The 19,627-nt window shown below is 45.1% G+C and carries 13 protein-coding genes; 3 read left to right on the top strand and 10 right to left on the bottom strand.

Annotated elements, in window-relative coordinates; genetic code table 11:
* Position 1: 1 nt before the first annotated feature.
* On the bottom strand, positions 2 to 1,711 hold the full coding sequence (gene recJ, locus BLV62_RS15810) for a single-stranded-DNA-specific exonuclease RecJ (protein WP_089762940.1): 1,710 nt from the start codon (positions 1,709 to 1,711) through the stop codon (positions 2 to 4).
* A gap of 46 nt (positions 1,712 to 1,757) precedes the next feature.
* Entirely contained in the window at positions 1,758 to 2,723 is a 966-nt protein-coding gene (locus BLV62_RS15805) for a polyprenyl synthetase family protein (RefSeq protein WP_089762939.1), read from the bottom strand.
* 313 nt (positions 2,724 to 3,036) lie between these two features.
* Between BLV62_RS15805 and BLV62_RS15800 the strand changes: the two genes are divergently transcribed.
* The 3 genes from BLV62_RS15800 (at position 3,037) to BLV62_RS15790 (ending at position 8,731) form a co-directional block, all read left to right on the top strand.
* A complete protein-coding gene (locus BLV62_RS15800; protein WP_089762938.1) occupies positions 3,037 to 4,581 on the top strand; it encodes an OmpA family protein in 1,545 nt (514 codons plus the stop codon).
* Between the two features lie 154 nt (positions 4,582 to 4,735).
* A complete protein-coding gene (locus BLV62_RS15795) occupies positions 4,736 to 6,688 on the top strand; it encodes a KUP/HAK/KT family potassium transporter (protein WP_089762937.1) in 1,953 nt (650 codons plus the stop codon).
* A gap of 294 nt (positions 6,689 to 6,982) precedes the next feature.
* On the top strand, positions 6,983 to 8,731 hold the full coding sequence (locus tag BLV62_RS15790) for a DUF4091 domain-containing protein (protein ID WP_089762936.1): 1,749 nt from the start codon (positions 6,983 to 6,985) through the stop codon (positions 8,729 to 8,731).
* A 67-nt stretch (positions 8,732 to 8,798) separates the two neighbouring features.
* On the opposite strand, the gene ftsZ is transcribed toward BLV62_RS15790, so the two are convergent.
* The 8 genes from ftsZ to mraY form a co-directional block, all read right to left on the bottom strand.
* Positions 8,799 to 10,592, bottom strand: a complete 1,794-nt coding sequence (gene ftsZ / locus BLV62_RS15785) for a cell division protein FtsZ (RefSeq protein ID WP_089762935.1) — start codon at positions 10,590 to 10,592, stop codon at positions 8,799 to 8,801.
* 166 nt (positions 10,593 to 10,758) lie between these two features.
* Positions 10,759 to 12,159: a cell division protein FtsA gene (gene ftsA, locus BLV62_RS15780; protein ID WP_089762934.1), complete on the bottom strand. Its 1,401-nt coding sequence runs from the start codon at positions 12,157 to 12,159 to the stop codon at positions 10,759 to 10,761.
* Entirely contained in the window at positions 12,156 to 13,250 is a 1,095-nt protein-coding gene (locus BLV62_RS15775) for a cell division protein FtsQ/DivIB (RefSeq protein WP_089762933.1), read from the bottom strand. The genes ftsA and BLV62_RS15775 overlap by 4 nt, the downstream gene beginning before the upstream one ends.
* A gap of 4 nt (positions 13,251 to 13,254) precedes the next feature.
* Complete coding sequence (gene murC, locus BLV62_RS15770) at positions 13,255 to 14,610, bottom strand: UDP-N-acetylmuramate--L-alanine ligase (RefSeq protein WP_225889607.1); 1,356 nt, start codon at positions 14,608 to 14,610, stop codon at positions 13,255 to 13,257.
* 17 nt (positions 14,611 to 14,627) lie between these two features.
* A complete protein-coding gene (gene murG / locus BLV62_RS15765) occupies positions 14,628 to 15,722 on the bottom strand; it encodes an undecaprenyldiphospho-muramoylpentapeptide beta-N-acetylglucosaminyltransferase (RefSeq protein WP_089762932.1) in 1,095 nt (364 codons plus the stop codon).
* Positions 15,723 to 15,749: 27 nt separating this feature from the next.
* Positions 15,750 to 16,946, bottom strand: a complete 1,197-nt coding sequence (locus tag BLV62_RS15760) for an FtsW/RodA/SpoVE family cell cycle protein (protein WP_089762931.1) — start codon at positions 16,944 to 16,946, stop codon at positions 15,750 to 15,752.
* A gap of 39 nt (positions 16,947 to 16,985) precedes the next feature.
* Positions 16,986 to 18,326, bottom strand: a complete 1,341-nt coding sequence (gene murD, locus BLV62_RS15755; protein WP_089762930.1) for a UDP-N-acetylmuramoyl-L-alanine--D-glutamate ligase — start codon at positions 18,324 to 18,326, stop codon at positions 16,986 to 16,988.
* A gap of 33 nt (positions 18,327 to 18,359) precedes the next feature.
* Entirely contained in the window at positions 18,360 to 19,619 is a 1,260-nt protein-coding gene (gene mraY, locus BLV62_RS15750) for a phospho-N-acetylmuramoyl-pentapeptide-transferase (protein WP_089762929.1), read from the bottom strand.
* Positions 19,620 to 19,627: the final 8 nt, after the last annotated feature.

The raw sequence follows: 19,627 nt of genomic DNA, 5'->3' as shown, positions 1-19,627 counted from the left end.
TTTAGCTTTTACTGGCCCGTACATCGATCACTTTCATCTGGATACTTGTTTGGCCATTCCATTCATTTTCATCGAGCGTAAATGCCAGGTCAAAAGGTTGTTTGCTGTTGACAAGATGGAATTTATCTGCCATATAAAAACCAATACCGGTAAGGGTAGGACCGTATTTGCCCTGTTTTACCGAAAACCGGATATGTTCGTCTTTTACGATTTTGGAGAAGCCGGTGTCTGTGAGGTATCGCGCAAGGAAAACAGGTCTTTGGTTTTCCGGGCCCAGTGGCTCGAATTGTTTAAGAATATTGTAGAAAGCGGGAGTGATATCAGTTAACCTGATCTCTGAATCAATCACGATCTCAGGGGTAAGCTGGTCGGGCTGAATAGTACTGGCAACAACCTGTTCAAAACGTTCCTGGAATGCGGGAACGTTTTCTGCTTTCAGGGTCATGCCTGCAGCATAAAAATGGCCCCCGTAATTTTCCAGCAGGTCCTTGCATTGGTGTATAGCCTCGTATACATTGAATCCCATTACTGAGCGCGCCGACCCGGCAACAATATCGTTGGATTGTGTCAGGATTATTGTTGGGCGGTAATAGTATTTGTCGATCAGCCTGGAAGCCACGATACCAACCACTCCTTTATGCCAGTGCGCCTGGTAAAGGACTGTTGATTTCCTGGTGGCTATATCTGCATCGTTTTGCAGGATGGAAATAGCTTCCTGGGTGATGGTATTGTCGATCTCTTTCCTGTCGAAGTTATCGGCGTGGAGGATGGCGGCAATAGCGGCGGCTTTTTCCTCATCTGTTTCTATGAAGAGGTTGACGGCTTTGCGGGCATCATCCATTCTGCCGGCTGCGTTTACACGGGGAGCGATAACGAAAACCAGGTTGGAGATAGTTAGTTGTTCTTTCAGCGCACTGAGGGTGATCAGCGCTTTAATGCCAGGGAGGGGATCGGAATTGACTTTGATCAGTCCATGGAATGCCAGAATCCTGTTTTCGCCTGTCATCGGCACTATGTCGGCGGCAATGCTGGTTGCCACCAGGTCCAGGTATTTATTGGCTTCCGAAATGGGTAGACCACGTTTTTGCGCGAAGGCAGTAATAAGTTTGTATCCTATTCCACAGCCGGAAAGTTCTTTGAACGGGTAAGGGCAATCTTTTTGTTTAGGATTGAGGATTGCAACAGCAGGAGGGAGGACAGCATCTGGCAGGTGATGATCGCAAACGATAAAATCTATTCCCCATTCTTTGGCTGTTGTGATCAGGTCTATGGATTTGATGCCGCAATCCAATGCTATCACCAGGCTGAAACCATTATCCCTGGCATATTCTATTCCCTGCCGGGAGACGCCATAGCCTTCGCGGTAGCGGTGCGGGATATAGAACTCAATATTGCTGTAGATTTTTTGTAGAAAAGCATACACAGTGGCAACGGCGGTGGTGCCGTCTACATCGTAATCGCCATATACTAGTATTTTCTCTTGCTGGAAGAAGGCCAGTTCAATCCTGGAAATGGCTTTGTCCATATCTTTCATGGTCCAGGGATCATGTAAGTCTTCCAGTGAAGGTCTGAAAAACTGCCGGGCGTTATCGAAGGTTGTTACATTCCGTTGTACTAATAATCTACAAAGTAAGGGATGTATACGTAGCGACGATTGCAGGAGTTGTTCCTGGTTTGGTTGATATGCCTTGACTGACCAGCGTTTTTGCATCATGAGATTTTATGGCTATTGCATATTACATTATTTTTTATTTTTTCTAAAATGTTCTGTCGGTTGTAAAACGAACCAGTGATTCAAGTCCCTTCCTGAAATCATTGTCAGGAAATTTTTTCAGGATGGCCAGGGCGTCGTCACGGTATTCAAACATTTTTTGCCTGGTATAGTCAATACCTCCGGAGGCTTTCACCATTTCAATCACTTCTGCCACTTTTTCCTTATCCGTGTTATGGTTTTTTACGATGTTGATAATTTTCCGGCGGTTTTCGTTGGAGGCATGGTCCAGGGTATAGATAAGGGGTAGGGTCATCTTTTTCTCCCGGATGTCGATACCTGTAGGTTTGCCTATTTTGGCAGAACCGTAATCGAACAGGTCATCTTTTATCTGGAAGGCGATGCCTACTTTTTCGCCGAAGAGGCGCATTTGTTCCGTGATCTCTTCGTTTTCACTGCTGCTCCATGCGCCGGCGGCGCAGGCGGAGGCTAATAATGAAGCTGTTTTACGGCGTATAATTTCGAAGTATATATCTTCTTTTATATTTAATTTTCTTGTTTTCTCTATCTGCAGTAATTCTCCTTCACTCATTTCCTTTACGGCAACGGAGAGAAGTTGCAAGGTTCTGAAGTCGTTGTTGTTAAGCGAGAGCAGCAGGCCTTTCGACAGGAGGTAGTCGCCTACCAGTACTGCGATCTTATTTTTCCATAAAGCATTGATAGAAAACAATCCTCTTCTTTCATTGGCATCATCTACCACATCGTCATGCACCAGGGTGGCAGTGTGGAGCAGTTCTACCAGTGCGGCAGCCCTGTATGTACTTTCGTTGACATTGGCATTAAATAATTTAGCTGATAAGAATACAAACATCGGGCGGATCTGCTTTCCCTTGCGTTTAACGATATAATGCATGATCCTGTCCAGTAAGGGTACATGACTTTTTACTGAATCTGCAAATTTGTGCTCAAAATCTTTTAATTCTTTACTTATCAGGTGTTTAATCTCGTCCATGTCTGAAATAAAAAGGATTGCTAAGCTAGGTTTTATAACTCATATTTTAACATTTTGGCCTTTAATTTGTATTAGGAGTATAACATTCTTTTAACAGCAGTTAAAGGATCTGTTAACAAAGCATACACATAACCTTAACGTAACTAAAATTAAGGTATATAAATAGTTTCATTTAAGCTCTAATAGTGAAGGACTTATCAATGAAAATAATATTGCAAGAAAAATTTGTATATTCATTAATGATATTTACCTTTGCTAGGTAAAAAACGGGTTATTAGTAAATTTTTAACAGTTTTTAATAAAAAAAACAATTATGGCAAGCAAAAAGTACTTATTACTGGCAGGCGCTGTGGGTTTACTGGCAGCATCTACTAGTTTTGCACAGGTTACACCAACCGGCTATGATGCTCTGGACTCTTCCAAAGTTGGGCGCGGCCGTATGGTACAACAAACCAACTTCCTGAACCATCAGTCGAATTTCCCGGCTAAGCCGAGAGATATGTGGGAATTAGGTCTTCACGGTGGTCTTCACCTGATTAGCGGAACTGTTCCTCCTCAACCTGGTTTTGGTGGTGGTATTTCCCTGAGAAAAGCACTGGGTCATACTTTCTCTTTAAGAGCTGAGTACATCGGTTCTATCGACAAAGGTCAGGACTACAAGCTGCGTCCAACCATTGCTGCAAACGGCAATCCTTGGGCTAAAACCGCAGCTTTAAATGGTGGTATGATCGTACCTAACTACAAATCACAGAACCACCAGCTGTCTTTAGACATGATCGCTTCTCTCAGCAACATCCTGTTCTACAGAGCTGAGCCTAAAGTAAACTGGTATGCATTAGCTGGTTACTCTGTTGTAGTTGCTGACGTAGACGTTGACGCATTGGATGCTAACGGAAATGGTTACAACTACTCTGGTATTAACTTCGGCGCTAAACGCAGCGATATCAGAAAACAACTGAACGACCTGAGAGACAAAAAATACGAGCAAAACGCTCCTTCTCAAGGTAACAGGATCTCTATCGGTCGTCACAACGACAACCAGCTGATCCGTCACGCACTTGACCTCGGTACTGGTATCGCGTTCAAAGTGTCTAAACGTTTCAACATCGGCGTTGAAGAAAAAATCACCATGCCATTTGATGCTTACTTAGATGGTTATCCTGGTCCAGGTGGTTCTACCAAAGATTTCTATTCTTACACTTCATTACGCCTGAACTTCAACCTGGGTAACGCTTCTAAACGCGTTCAACCATTATGGTGGATCAACCCATTGGAGTACGCTTACAGCGAGTTGAGCAGCCCTCGTCACATGAAACTGCCAGCTCCAGTATTACCAGATGCTGATGGTGATGGTGTAACTGACCAATTCGATCGCGAACCTAACACTCCTGCTGGCGCGCCTGTTGATTCTCACGGTGTTGCTAAAGATACAGACGGTGATGGCGTTCCTGATTACAAAGACAAACAACTGATCACTCCTACTTACTGCCAACCAGTTGATGCTGATGGCGTTGGTAAATGCCCAGATCCAGAATGCTGCAAAACTCCAGTAGTAACTTGCGGTTCCCTGGTTCTGCCTAGCGTTTCCTTCAAAGGTGCTACCACTAAAGTAGGTAAAGATCAAGAAGCTATCCTCGCTTCAGTTGCTTCTACTCTGAAAGCTAATCCTTCTTGCAACGTGCTGGTTACCGGCCACGCTGGTGCTAAAGGTAAAAAAGGTGGTGTTGACCTGAGCAGCCGCCGTGTAGATGCAGTTATCGACTACCTGGCTGACAAACAAGGTATCGATCGCGGTCGCTTCATCAAACAAAACACTCCTGGTGAGTCTGGTACTGTTGACTTAGCTCCTGCTAACTAATCAATACCACTCTTATCGAGTAAATAACTAAAAACCTCTCCCGATCAACCGGGAGAGGTTTTTTCTTTCCCCCCGTTAGCTCCCTCCAAGATTAATATTGGAGAATCAAGATTTACCCCTAATTTTGTGGGCTTTTTAACCAACTTTTTATTACGTGGGCATTAACATTAACAAGGTTACACTGGCAGGACTGGTTGTAGCTCTTGGAATTATCTACGGAGATATTGGTACTTCTCCTCTCTACGTTTTTAAAGCCATAGTAGGAGGTAATCCTATCAGCGATCTGCTGGTAATTGGAGGGATATCCTGTATAATATGGACCCTCACCCTACAAACCACTGTTAAATACGTTATTCTCACCCTCCGGGCAGATAATAAAGGAGAAGGAGGTATTTTCTCACTCTACGCCCTGGTACGACGACACGCCAAATGGACCGTTATATTCGGTATGATCGGTGGCGCCGCCCTGCTGGCCGATGGCATTATTACTCCTCCTATCACTGTAACCTCCGCCATTGAAGGTCTCAGAACCCTCGAAGTCTTCAAAGACCTCGGGCAATGGACAATCGTAAAAATCGTTCTGGCAATTATAACCGGGCTGTTCATTATGCAGCAATTCGGTACCGTCTCCATTGGCCGTATGTTCGGCCCTATCATGGTCCTTTGGTTCTCAATGCTGGGAGTGCTCGGAATCTCGCATATTGCCGACGATTTAAGCATTTTAAAGGCTTTCAGCCCTCATTATGCTATTGAACTCTTAACTATCTATCCGAGCGGTTTCCTGATCCTCGGAGCCGTTTTCCTGTGTACTACCGGGGCAGAAGCTTTGTATTCCGACCTGGGGCACTGCGGTAAAGGAAATATCCGCATCTCCTGGATCTTTGTAAAAACCTGCCTCATCCTTAACTATCTTGGCCAGGGCGCATGGTTACTTACGCAAAAAGGTCAGATCCTGCCAAAAGATCAGAACCCGTTCTTCACCATTATGCCGGAATGGTTCGTGATCTTTGGCGTACTCATCGCTACCATGGCCTCTATCATAGCCAGCCAGGCGCTGATATCCGGATCTTTTACCCTGATCGCTGAAGCTATGAGACTGAACCTCTGGCCTAAAATGAGGGTGAACTACCCTACAGAAATGCGTGGACAATTGTATATCCCGGGTATCAATACCATGCTGTTCGTAGGTTGCGTATCCATCGTTCTCCTGTTCCAGGAATCAGGTAATATGGAGGCGGCATACGGCCTGTCGATCACGATCTGTATGCTGATGACCTCCTGCCTTTTTGCCTTTTACCTATATACAAGGCGAGTCTGGATAGGCTGGATATTATTATATATGGTGGTATACTTTACCATCGAATTCTCTTTCCTCTTTGCCAATATTGTCAAATTTGCACATGGAGGTTATGTAACAGTAATCGTAGCCGGAGCCCTGTTCCTGGTGATGATCGTCTGGTTCAAATCCAGGAAGATCAAGAACCGCTACGTGGAATTTGTAAGGCTGGAAGATTATCTGCCAATTATCCAGGAGCTGAGCAATGATACTTCTATTCCAAAATATGCTACTCACCTGGTATATATGAGCAGCGCCGATAATCCGAAGGAAATTGAGCATAAGATCATTTACAGCATCCTGAACAAAAAACCTAAACGGGCCGATATATATTGGTTTGTACATGTGGACGTTGTAGATGAACCATACCTGAGCGAATATTCTGTTCAAACCATCATACCAAACGAGGTGATCCGTGTTGAATTCCGCCTTGGATTCAAAGTGGAACAACGCATTAACCTGATGTTCAGAATGGTAGTGGAAGATATGGTAAGAAATAAAGAAGTGAATATCACCAGCCGTTACGAATCTTTGAGTAAAAACAATGTAGTGGGCGATTTCCAGTTCATTGTAATGGAGAAATTCCTTTCGCATGATAATGACCTGCCGCTCTATGAGCGTATGGTTATGAAGATGTATTTCTTCCTCAAGAAAATATCCCTTTCAGAAGAAAGAGGTTTCGGATTGGATTCCAGCTATGTTACAATTGAAAAATATCCTTTAGTGGTAGCGCCGGTAACCAACCTGCAGTTACGACGCATTATACATTAGTTGAAGTTTCCCGCAGAGGGGTTTCCCGCAGAGACGCAAAAAGGAGCAAAGAAGCAAAAGATTTTGGACCGAAGCGGATTTTAAGAGGCAAAGGGAGCGATGATCGTGTTATATAACATAACATTTTTCGCTCCCTTTGCTTTCTTATTTTCCTTAAAAATATTTCTTATGCCTCTTTGCTTTCCTTTGCCTCTCTGCGTGAAATTTCTTTTTCCGCGAAAAATTTTTGATCTTCAGGTCTTCGGTAAACAGGGAGCAGCCTCCCTGCAATGAAAACATCTATAAAATGTAGCAATGGTGAACAAATTTTTTGGCATGCTGGTATTGCTGGCATTGCAACAAAACTTATTAGCTCAATCTCCGGCCCGCGATTACACTGAACTTCCCGATCCTAAACCCGTTAACCAGGCAACCTGGAATGCTGTAAAGGATAACAAACTACACGCGGCTTTTGGATCTGCTGACCTCCGTTATGAAAAAAGAAATGCTCCGGGAACAGATGCATTATTTCCTGCCTGGGCCGCCAAAGCCTGGAAAAACGAAAAAGTTCATACACAGCTGGTACTCTGGTCAACAACTGCACAACCAGGCGTAAAAATCGATGTAACGCCACTGGTAAACCCCAACGGAGGAGTGATCCCGGCTAACGCGGTATCTACCGGTTTTGTGAGGTATGTAATGACAGACGGACTGAATAAAGAAGGCGGCGGCTGTGGCGTACATCCGCCGGGCGTGTATGATTCGTCGCTGGTTGCCGATGGTATCGATATCATCAGGAAGAAAGACATGGCAGCCAAAACCACGCAACCTGTCTGGTTAAGCGTAAAGGTGCCTGCAACCGTTCCCGCCGGTACTTATAAAGGCTCCGTAACCATATCGGCCGCTGCGCAAAAGATCACGCTGCCATATGAAATAACAGTATTAAATCACGTATTGCCTGACCCTAAAGACTGGCAATTTCATTTAGACCTTTGGCAAAGCCCCGACGCGGTGGCAAGAATGTATAACGTAAAACCCTGGAGCGAAGCGCATTTCAAGGCAATGAAGCCTTATACGCAGATGCTGGCCAATGCCGGTCAGAAGATGATCACGGCAACTATTATCTACGACCCATGGAACAGCCAGACACAGGATGTTTATGGCTCAATGGTGAAATGGACAAAAAAGAAAAACGGCGACTGGGAATACGACTACACCATCTTTGATAAATGGGTGCAATACATGATGGATCTTGGCATCAGCAAAGGCATTAACTGTTACAGCATGATCCCATGGAACCTGAAGTTTTACTACTACGACGAAGCAGCAAAGAAAGATACGTTTATCGTGGCCAAACCGGGAAGTCCCGAATATGCTGCCCACTGGCAACCAATGCTGAAAGATTTTGTAAAGCATCTGAAAGCTAAGGGGTGGTTCGAGAAAACCATGATCGCAATGGACGAGCGTCCTGAAGAAGCAATGAAAGCGGCTATGCAGCTTATTAAAAATGCGGATAAAGATTTCAAGCTTTCCCTGGCTGGCAGCTACCATGCACCATTGGGGCTGGAGCTCTATGACTACAGTATCGCATTCAGGGAATCGTATCCTGCGGATGTTTTAAAAGCCAGGCTGGATAAAGGTTTGCCAACTACCTTCTATACCTGTTGTACAGAAGGATATCCTAATACCTTTAGCTTTTCGCCTACCGGTGAAGCAACATTTATGGGTTGGTATGCAGCCAATAAAGGCTACAACGGGTACCTGAGATGGGCTTATAATTGTTGGGTACTGGACCCGCTGAGAGATTCGAGGTTCCGCACCTGGTCGGCCGGCGATACCTATTTCGTATACCCGGGACCGAGATCTTCCATCCGGTTCGAAAGGCTGGTGGAAGGCATCCAGGATTATGAAAAGATCCGTATCCTGCGAAAGGAACTGGCGGGTGATCCTGCGGCACTATCGAAGCTGGAAAACATCCTGAAACCTTTCAAGGAAGAAACGCTGAAAACCACTCCTGTAGCCACGATACTGGAGAAAGCCAAAAAAGAACTGAATGCTCTTTAAATAAAAAATCCTCCGGAGAACCGGAGGATTTTTCTTAACACAACTAAAAAACAATCAAATGTGTTCATCAATCGGGCTTTTTCCCATCTAAAAAGGTATTGATTGTGTTGATTTCAGGATGGAAATTCTGACCCTGGTCACCAACTGTATAATTTGAATAGAACTGTTCAGCAGAGCCGGCGCCGTTTTCGAGATTGATATTGCGGCGCAGGTAAGCCGGAACATTTTCCAGTTCAGCATTATTTTCCATGTTCTTCACATTGAAGCTGATGCTGCGCAATTTTGCCACTCTTTCCGCTTGTTTGCGTTTTTGCTCTTCCAGGTCCTCTAATGCTTGCTGCATGGGCACTTCCGGCGGAGCAGGCGGCGTATTTACATTGCTGTTTTCTTCCTCTTCCTTGAACACCATTTTCATTTCAGGCGCTGGCGTTGCTCCAGGCTCTACGTAGATCTGGGCTGGCCTGCTTTGGAACCCGGCTGCCGGGTTGCCTGCCTGCGGCTGGATCACGTTGATGTTCTGCTGCGGTATATTGTTAGGCTGCGTTACCGGGTGCTGATATACAGGTTGCTGCATCGCAGGCTGGGAATACATCTGAGCGGAAGGCTGAGGCGTTGTTTCCTGAACCGGCTGTGTTGCAGGCGGTACCTGTTGTACATTCAGCACATAGTTCTGACGTGATGGTGCAATAGGAGTTTGCTGATGCGGCTGAGATGGGATATTCACAGGTTCCATCAGGCGCGGAGCCATCAGGTCTTGTGGTTCCTGCTGGAATAAAACGCCCTGGGCTTGTTGAATATTCATCTTTTTCTCATCGCCATCTTTACCTAACTGCATTACAATTTTAGGTTCAACTTTCTCCTGGTTAGAAGGAGCGACTTTATGTTGAGTGATCGGTTTCTGTTCAAAACCTGTAGCGATAATAGTAACGCTTAACTGGCGGTCGAGGCTTTGATCGTAGCCCACACCGAGGATAACATCGCAATCCTCACCGGCCTGGCTTTGTACATAAGCCTGGATAACATCCATTTCGTCGAGGGTGTGTTCGAATTCACCTTCGGAGGAAGAGATGTTGATAAGGATCCATTTAGCGCCACGGATATCGTTGTCATTCAGCAATGGAGAAGACAGCGCGTCTTCGATCGCTCTTTGAGCGCGGTTTTCACCTTCAGCCACTGCAGAACCAAGGATAGCCACGCCACCGTCTCTCATTACGGTGCAAACATCGGCGAAGTCGACGTTGATCTGACCGGTAGAGTTGATCACATCAGTGATACATTTTGCAGCGGTAGCCAACACGTTATCAGCTTTTTCGAAGGCAGCCTTAAATTTCAGGTCCCCGAATTTCTGACGTAATTTATCGTTAGAGATGATCAGCAGGGTATCTACATACTCTTTCAGCCTTGTGATCCCTTCATCTGCCTGCAACATCCTTTTCTTTCCTTCGTAAGAGAATGGAGTGGTAACGATACCTACTGTGAGGATACCCAGTTCCTTACAAATACGCGCAATGATAGGAGCGCCACCGGTTCCGGTTCCGCCGCCCATACCGGCAGTAATGAAGGCCATTTTGGTGTTTACCTCCAGTATTTTTTTGATTTCTTCAAAGGACTCTTCTGTCGCCTGCTTCCCTATTTCAGGATTTGCACCGGCTCCAAGCCCTTGTGTTAGATGAGGTCCCAACTGTATTTTGTTGGGAACTGGGCTGTTAGCAATAGCTTGAGCATCGGTATTGCAAATAATGAAATTTACCCCTTCAATGCGTTGGCTATACATATGATTCACAGCGTTGCTACCACCACCGCCAATTCCAATGACTTTGATGATAGAAGACTTTTCCTTAGGGAGATCAAAATGTATCATGACTCTATACTTTTATGGGTTAGTACGAATAATTAATAATGAGCTATAAAGCGTAGGTGCTGTTGATCGATTCTTACTATGGTTTTTATGTCCTTTCATTATTAATTACTGTGCTTAATTCTTATTTATTAAACGTTCGGTTTTTGCAACAATTGCGCCATTTACGTTAAAGTTTTGCATCTTCTTCTTCCGTGAACATATCAATGATCTTCGTTTTCATTTTGTCAAGGAAGTTTTTAAGAGATGCATTTCTTTCTTTTGCTTTACGCTCCTGTATTTCCTGGGTGCTTGGATTGTCTTCTATCCATTCTTCCTGTGCTGCTACAGATTGTGAAGCCTGTTCTTTCGCAAAATAGCTTGTATTAATTTTTACATAGTTTTCTTCCAGTGCTTTCCTGTCATTTTCAAAATCGTTATAGCCTTTCAATATCAGCCCTACGCAGGTCGCATACATTGGTTTTGTCAATTCGTCGATATGCCCGCTTGCCAGGTGCTCATTGGGGAAACCTATACGTGCGCTTGCGCCGGTAGTATATTCTGTTAACTGGATCAGGTGTTTCAGCTGCGAACCTCCGCCTGTAAGGATAATACCGCCATTCAGCATTTTATTGTCCATGCCGATCTGTTTCAGATGGTATACTACGAAGTCGAGGATCTCGCTCATCCGTGCCTGGATAATATGGGCCAGGTTTTTCACTGATATCTCTTTGGGGCTCTGGCCTCTTAATCCAGGTATGGTAATATATGCGTTACTTTTAGCTTCGTCTGCCAGTGCGTATCCGAACTGCACTTTCATCTGTTCTGCCTGTGTTTTTAACACACCCAGACCATTTTTAATGTCGTTGGTGATATTTTCGCCACCGTAAGGAATAACAGCAGTATGTTTCAGGATTCCTTCATAGAACACAGCCAGGTCTGTTGTTCCGCCGCCGATGTCTACTATCGCTACGCCCGCTTCAAAGTCCATATCGCACATTACCGCCGCTGCAGAAGCCAAAGGCTGCAGTACCAGGTCGCGGATCTTCAGTCCCGACTTTTCCACGCTCCGGTTAATATTGCGGATAGCGTTCTTGTCGCCGGTGATGATATGAAAGTTTGCACCTACCTTGACCCCTGACATACCGATAGGGTAGGTGATGTTCTGCAAACTATCCACAATGTATTGTTGAGGGATCACATCAATGATCTGATCACTTGCGGGAATAACTGTTTTGTACTGATCGTTGATCAGCTGGTCAATATCTTTCTGGGATATTTCTGCATCAGTGTCGCTGCGTACAATATCTCCGCGGGTTTGCAAACTTTTGATATGATGGCCTGCGATGCCAACATACACTTCATTTATTTCCAGGTTGGGGTTGGACGCATAACAATTTTCGAGCGCTTGCCTGATAGCTTTGATGGTTTGGTCAATATTCAGCACCATTCCGTGTTGTACACCAAACGATGTAGCTTTACCGAATCCCAGAATTTCCAGTTTCCCGTATTCATTCTTCCTTCCTGCTATGGCAGCAATCTTCGTAGTACCTATGTCGAGTCCTACAATGATGGGAGCTTCCTGATTCATGGCGTTGTTTGTTTTTTTGATGTGTTAACAGATTTATTCCCTGGTTTATACACTGCCTTTGGCTGTTGTTTTGCCGGCGCTGCCTCATTCTCTTTCCTGCTCTTTTTAACTGGTTGCGCTTTGGCTTTTGGTTTTGCTGCAACTTCCTTTGGTTTTTCTTTTACCGGAGCTGCAGGCTTGGGCGCAGGTGTAGCAACTACCGGAGCTGCTGCAACTGCTGATGCATCTTCTTCGTCTGAAATCGGTTTTTCATCTACTACAGGCAGGTTGATGCTGTCTTTTGCGATGATAGGCTGCAAAGGAGGCACTCCGTCCTTTCTTGTACAAACCACCTCATTTTCAAATGCGATGTTGATGCGACTATATTTATTCCATCCTACTTTGTTCAATCCTTCTTTATAGAAGGCAAGCAGTTTGGTGAATTTTTTTTCAATGTCTGTTCCCTCACCGAATACGATCACCTGGTCGCCCAGCTTTGGAACAAATTCGAACTTGCGGTCGGGAGTGATCATCAGTTGTTCTACCTGCGCCATCCAGAAAGGATCTTTGCCGATATAAGTTCCCAGCTCCACGATCTGCCTGTTCAGTAAACTGTCGGCCGGCTGAAGTTTTGCTGCATCTGTAGGAAACCCTGTAAATACAGGCACTCTTGCAGCATAACGACTGGAAACGGGAATATGTTCTCCTGTAACATCCAGGTAATAACTATTTCCTGAAAAAGTGAACACCCTTGCTACCGGTTCCCGCTGCGCTACTTTGATGTTCAGTCGTTGCCCGTTATCAATGTAGATCTCCGAATTCTTCACCCATGGCTCTTTATCAACAATTGCTTCCAGCTCCCGGATATTGATCTCGCTGATCGGCTTACCTATCGGGTTTGTTCTTTTATCCCTGGTGATCAGTGATTTGATATCTTTTGAGCCTATGAAGAAATTATCGTCTTCGCCTTCGAACTTCACAACGATGCTTTTACACTTCCTCGCATCTGTATCCTGAACAGCCGCCACCAACAATACTACAAAGCCGATCACGCCTGCAGCCCAGAGGCTTACAGTAACGATGCGTTTAAGTATGTTAGCGGTTTTACCCATAATTTTATTTTTTCAGCAGGGCGGCGATCGGTTCTTTCAACTGATCTATATCTCCTGCCCCTGCAGTTATTAACAATGGCGTTTCCTGTGTTTGCAGGAACTCCAGCAGTTTATCTTTAGCAATGATCTTTACCGGCACCGTGATCTTACCGGCGATCATCTCACTGGTCACCCCTTCTATCGGCAACTCCCTTGCGGGGTAGATAGGAAGAAGGATCACTTCGTCGGCCAGCGAAAGACTTTCGGCAAAACCATCTGCGAGGTCCCTTGTCCTGGTAAAAAGATGCGGCTGGAATATAACGGTTGCTTTTCTTCCCGGGAACAATGCTTTGGCGCTGGTGATCAGGGCTCTCAGTTCTTCAGGATGATGGGCGTAATCATCGATATATACCTGGTCGTCTCTTTTAACAACATATTCAAACCTGCGTTTGATACCTTTGAAAGTACCTACGGCAGCTTTTATTTTTTCACCGTCTATTCCAAGGATTTGCGCTACTGTAATTGCAGCTACTGCATTTTCTACGTTGTGCATTCCTCCGAGATGAAGCGATACCTGCTCTAATTTCCAATCCTGCTGTACAACATCAAACACATAACCACCATTGTTCATCCGGATATTTTCGGCATAGGCGTTGGCAACATCATTTTGTAAACTGTATAACAATTTATTGGTAGCTGTTAACTCTTTACTTCGATGCAAGCCGAACTTAGCAATCAGTGTGCCATTAGGCTTAATATTGTGCGTATATTGAATAAAAGCTTCTTCCATTGCTTCCGGAGTACCGTAGATATCCAGGTGATCTGCATCCATGGCAGTTAAGACGGCGATATCCGGACTTAATTTCAGGAAAGATCTGTCGTACTCGTCTGCCTCGATAACCGCTACTGCTTTACTGCTGCTCCAGAAGTTTTTGTTATAGTTGACGCTGATCCCTCCCAGGAATGCGTTGCAGCCATAACCTGTTTCTGTTAGTATATACGCAATCATTGTTGATACGGTTGTTTTACCGTGAGTTCCGGCCACAGTTATTGCAAAAAGTGAGCGGGTGATCTCCTGTAAAACATCGCTGCGTTTCACTACTTCATAACCATTTTCACGGAACCAGGTCAGTTCAGTATGCGCAGCAGGTATAGCCGGCGTATATACGACCAGGTTAGCTTCCTTGTCTGCCAGGGTTATGTCATCAGTGTAATGGATCTTCATTCCTTCTTCTTCCAGTTGCCTGGTCAAAGGAGTTGCTGTACGGTCGTAGCCACTTACCTTTACGCCTTTTTCATTGAAAAAGCGGGCAATAGCACTCATCCCGATACCGCCGATACCGATGAAATAAACGTTCTTTATGTTATTCAGATCCATCATTTTTTATTCGATGCCGCTTATTTTATAAGCGTTAATACTTCCCTGGCAATCGTCTCGTCTGCGTTCGGATTGCCGAGTTTTGCAATATTGTTTTCCAGTTGTTCCATCAATGCTTTGTTCTGAAGCAGGCTAAACAAGGTATTGCCTAATTGTGCGCCTACTTCCGAATCCCTGATGATCAGACCTGCCTGTTTATTGACCAGGTTCATGGCATTGGAAGTCTGGTGATCTTCCGCTGCATAAGGATATGGAACAAAGATCACCGGTTTCTTCACCACGCAGAGTTCTGCAATGGCTAAAGCCCCGGCCCTCGACAATACCACGTCTGCTGCTTTGTATGCGGCATCCATAGTATTGATGAACTCATATACTTTGATATGCTCGCCATAGGGCGCCGCCGCTGCCAATGCAGTTTCGTAATACGGCTTCCCTGTTTGCCAGATCAGCTGGATATTTTTTTCTGCAAAAGAACTTAACAGGGGAGTCAGACCTTCGTTGATAGACTTCGCGCCCAAACTTCCTCCTACTGCGAATACCGTTTGCCTGTCTGTTCTCAGCCCGAACTGCTGCAAGGCCTCCGGTTTTGGGATCACAGACTGTGAAATGCTGCTTCTTACCGGGTTGCCTGTCATTACCAGTTTGGATGCCGGGAAGAATTTTTCCATTCCATCGTATGCTACGCAGATCTTTGCCGCCTTCTTTCCCAGGATCATATTCGCTTTTCCTGCAAAGGAATTTTGTTCCTGGATCAATGTCGGGATACCGGATTTCTGCGCCCTGTTCAGGATAGGAAAACTGGCATAACCGCCTACTCCGATTGCTACATCCGGTTGAAAGGTGCGGAGTATTTTCTTTGACTGCCGCAGGCTTTTCCAGAGTTTAAACGGGAGCAATATGTTTTTGAAAATATTGCTGCGGTTTAATCCTGCTATTTCAAGTCCCTCGATCGGGTAACCTGCCTGTGGCACTTTCTCCATCTCCATTTTACCTTTGGCTCCCACAAACAGTATTTCCGTATCCGGGTGTATCTTCTTCAACGCATTGGCAATCGCTATTGCAGGGAAGATATGTCCTCCCGTTCCGCCACCTGCTATGATCACTTTGCGTTGCATGTTCCTGGTAATTGTTATACTTACGTTTTAGGCTACTGCAGCGTTTTCTGCATTTGCCATCACTTTTTCTATTCTTTCTCTTTCTGCACGTTTGCCTTCCATTTCTTCCACGTTCCTGGAAACGCTCAGTATGATGCCGATAGCCATACTGGTGAACAAAACAGAAGATCCTCCCATACTAACCATTGGCAACGTTACCCCGGTTACAGGGAACAACTGCACGTTCACCGCCATGTTGGTCAACGCCTGTATAACCAGCGTGACGCTTAGCCCTACTGCCAGGAATGCTCCGAAAGCGTAGGGACACCGTCGGTAGATCCGTATGCACCTCAGCAGTAACAGCATATACGCCGCCAGGATAAGGAATGCGCCTACCATTCCATATTCTTCTATGATGGTTGCATAGATATAATCTGAATAGGCATGCGGCAGGAAGTTCCTTTGGGTACTGTTTCCCGGTCCTTTACCTAAAATACCTCCACCTGCAATAGCGATGTTGGCCTGCTGTACCTGGTAAGGAGTTTCTGTATGATCGCCGTGTAAAAAGTTATCTATACGTTTCTGCCAGGTTTTGGTACGCATTTCAAGTCCTGTTACGCTGGCGATCAGGAACAACATGGCTACCATTACTACGCCGGCTGCTACCATAGAGGCCAGGAACCTTACAGGCACCCTGCCTATGAAACAAAGCAACATGCAGCTTGCTCCCAAAAGCAGCGCTGTACTCATATTCGCCGGCATGATCAGGATGCAGATAATGCCTACCGGTATAATGATCGGTAAAAAGCCTTTTTTGAAATCGTTGATCAGGTGTTGTCTCCTCGATAACTGCCTGCTTACATACATGAAGATGGCCAGTTTGGCAACATCCGATGTCTGGAAGGTCAGGTTGATCAACGGTAAACGTATCCACCTGGCGGCCTCGTTGATATTTGATCCGAATGCCAATGTATACATCAGCAGGGGGATGGATACCAGGAAACCTATTTGCGCTACCCTTGAGTAAATAGTGTAATTCACCCTGTGGGCAAAATAGATGATCACCAGGCCCATTACCAACACGAAAAGTTGTTTGAGCAGGTAATACTCCGTATGCCCTCCTCTTTCGCGATACGCGAGGGAGCCGGTAGCGCTATAAACAGCGAGCAGGCTCACGAGCGATAGAAATAATACTATCGTCCAGATCACTTTGTCGCCTTTTGTCTTATAGAGCAGTTCTGCCATACGTTATAATTTGTTATTTATTCAGCACCCGGTTAACCCTTACAATCCTTTTACCTCTTCCTTGAATTTTCTTCCCCTGTCTTCGTAGTTCTTGAAAAGATCGAAGCTTGCACAGGCGGGCGATAATAAAACGATATCTCCTTTGGTGGCCTGGTTGAAAGCTTCTGTTACAGCATCGTGCATGCTGGCGGTGCTGATCATTACAGGCGTATCTTTCGATAACGCGTTGATGATCGGGGTATTATCCACTCCCATGCAAATGATGGCTTTCACCTTTTCTTTTACCAGGTCCCTGATCGCGCTGTAATCATTTCCTTTATCAATTCCTCCCATGATCAGTACGATAGGTTTCTCGAAACTTTCGAGGGCAAACCACACCGAATTCACATTGGTAGCTTTGCTATCGTTGATAAAGTCGACTCCCTTCACCGTAGCCACGTACTCCATGCGGTGTTCCAGGCTCTCGAAAGAGGTCAGGCTCTCCCTGATCTTCTCCTTGCGGATATCCATGGTTCTTGCAGCAATGGCGGCTGCCATGGAGTTATACAGGTTATGTTTTCCTTTTAAAGACAGGTCGTACATTGACATGATCACCGGTTCTCCGTTGACATCAATATGCAACTGGTCCTTGTCGACAAAGCCGCCTTCTTTAAGTGGTTTCATGATGGTAAAAGGTATTGATGCTGAATAAATGGGTTGCTTAGCCAGGTGTTGCATGATCTCCGGATCATCCATGCAGTAAACGAAAGCATCTTCCGCTGTCTGGTTCATGGCAATCCTGAATTTGGATGCTACATAATTTTCCATCTTGTAGTCGTAGCGATCCAGGTGATCAGGCGTAATGTTCAGTAAAATGGCCACATTCGGTTTGAATGTTTTAATGTCATCTAACTGAAAGCTGCTGATTTCAATCACATAATACTCTGCCGGTTCAGTTGCTACCTGCCTGGCCCAGCTTACGCCAATATTTCCAACCATCGCTACATCCAGTCCCGCATTCTTAAAAATGTGGTAGGTGAGCGCAGTAGTGGTACTTTTGCCGTTGCTGCCGGTAATAGCAATAATCTTTTTACCTGTCGAAAAACGGTAGGCCAGCTCTATTTCAGAAATCACTGGTACGCCTGCTTCGCGTACTTTTTTCATCAAGTCTGATTTTTCAGGGATGCCGGGACTTTTTACAATCTCGTCGGCTCCTAAAACTTTATCCCAGGAATGATGTCCTTCTTCAAAAGAGATCTGGTTTACCGCCAGTTCCTGTTTATAGTTGTCTTTTATTGTTCCGCCGTCCGACACAAATACATCATACCCTTGCTTCTTTCCAAGCAAAGCCGCTCCGATCCCGCTTTCTCCTGCGCCTAATATGATGAGTTTGTGTGACATTCTTTTATTCTCCTGTTTTTATTAATAATTATTTTATCTCATTTTCAATGTGGCGATCGCTGTAACCACACACATAATTGTTACGATCCAGAAACGCACGGATATTTTACTTTCATGATATCCCAGCTTCTGGTAGTGGTGATGGAGCGGCGACATTTTCAGCAAACGACGGCCTTCTCCGTATTTCTTCTTCGTGTATTTGAAGTAAGAAACCTGTACCATCACAGATACCGATTCTACCAGGAATACGCCGCAGAAAATAGGTATCAGCAGTTCTTTACGAACGATGATAGACAATGCTGCAATGATCCCTCCCAACGCCAGGCTTCCGGTATCTCCCATAAATACCTGGGCCGGGTAAGCATTATACCAGAGGAACCCGACACATCCTCCTACGAATGCCGCAATGAAAATGGACAATTCACCCAGATTGGGGATGTACATGATATTGAGGTATTCTGCAAACTGGATGTTACCGGATACATAGGCAAAGATGCCAAGGCCAATTCCTATGATCCCTGATACCCCCGTTGCCAGTCCATCGAGCCCGTCTGTCAGGTTAGCCCCGTTGGATACGGCAGTAATAATGAATATTACGATCAGGATGTAGAGGATGAAAGTGTATTTTTCTGCACCTGGTATCCAGGAGATCAGTTTTGAATAATTGAACTCATGGTTTTTAACAAAAGGGATCGTGGTGATAGGTGTTTTTACATCTACGAACCTGTGCCCGTCTTTTGTTACCCTTTCAGGATGCGTGCTGATCTGCCTTTCATACGGAGCCAGTTTCTTGGCGCCGATCACTTCACGGGATACCACTACATCGTTGTTGAAATAAAGGGTGGTGCCGATGATGAGTCCCAGTCCTACCTGCCCCATGATCTTGAACCGGCCGGCCAATCCTTCTTTATTCTTTTTAAATACTTTTATATAATCATCCAGGAACCCTATCAATCCTAACCAAACGGTAGATAATAAGATGAGCCAGATGTAGACGTTTGCTAATTGTGCAAAAAGCAGGGTAGGGATAACGATGGCAGAAAGGATGATGAGTCCGCCCATGGTAGGAGTGCCTTTTTTGCTGTTTTCTCCCTGTAATCCAAGGTCCCTGATTGTTTCACCTATCTGTTTGCGTTGAAGAAACCTGATAATCCATTTACCAAACAGCAAGGAGATCACGAGCGACAGCAAAAGCGCCATCGTTACACGGAAGGTGATAAACTGGAACATACCACCACCAATGATGCTGATCTTGAATTCTGTTTTTAGGTAATTTAAAAAATAATATAACATATGTTTTA

Source organism: Chitinophaga terrae (ex Kim and Jung 2007), from assembly GCF_900107795.1.
GTDB classification, from domain to species: domain Bacteria; phylum Bacteroidota; class Bacteroidia; order Chitinophagales; family Chitinophagaceae; genus Chitinophaga; species Chitinophaga terrae.
This window is presented reverse-complemented; position numbering and strand designations above follow the sequence as displayed.

What these genes read in the sequence shown, in the direction of transcription:
- BLV62_RS15760 (WP_089762931.1), bottom strand. Translation starts at nt 16,946, where the DNA reads ATGGCAGAACTGCTCTATAAGACAAAAGGCGACAAAGTGATCTGGACG.
- murG (WP_089762932.1), bottom strand. Translation starts at nt 15,722, where the DNA reads ATGCAACGCAAAGTGATCATAGCAGGTGGCGGAACGGGAGGACATATC.
- BLV62_RS15775 (WP_089762933.1), bottom strand. Translation starts at nt 13,250, where the DNA reads ATGGGTAAAACCGCTAACATACTTAAACGCATCGTTACTGTAAGCCTC.
- mraY (WP_089762929.1), bottom strand. Translation starts at nt 19,619, where the DNA reads ATGTTATATTATTTTTTAAATTACCTAAAAACAGAATTCAAGATCAGC.
- BLV62_RS15800 (WP_089762938.1), top strand. Translation starts at nt 3,037, where the DNA reads ATGGCAAGCAAAAAGTACTTATTACTGGCAGGCGCTGTGGGTTTACTG.
- murC (WP_225889607.1), bottom strand. Translation starts at nt 14,610, where the DNA reads ATGATGGATCTGAATAACATAAAGAACGTTTATTTCATCGGTATCGGC.
- murD (WP_089762930.1), bottom strand. Translation starts at nt 18,326, where the DNA reads ATGTCACACAAACTCATCATATTAGGCGCAGGAGAAAGCGGGATCGGA.
- BLV62_RS15805 (WP_089762939.1), bottom strand. Translation starts at nt 2,723, where the DNA reads ATGGACGAGATTAAACACCTGATAAGTAAAGAATTAAAAGATTTTGAG.
- BLV62_RS15790 (WP_089762936.1), top strand. Translation starts at nt 6,983, where the DNA reads ATGGTGAACAAATTTTTTGGCATGCTGGTATTGCTGGCATTGCAACAA.
- recJ (WP_089762940.1), bottom strand. Translation starts at nt 1,711, where the DNA reads ATGCAAAAACGCTGGTCAGTCAAGGCATATCAACCAAACCAGGAACAA.
- ftsZ (WP_089762935.1), bottom strand. Translation starts at nt 10,592, where the DNA reads ATGATACATTTTGATCTCCCTAAGGAAAAGTCTTCTATCATCAAAGTC.
- ftsA (WP_089762934.1), bottom strand. Translation starts at nt 12,159, where the DNA reads ATGAATCAGGAAGCTCCCATCATTGTAGGACTCGACATAGGTACTACG.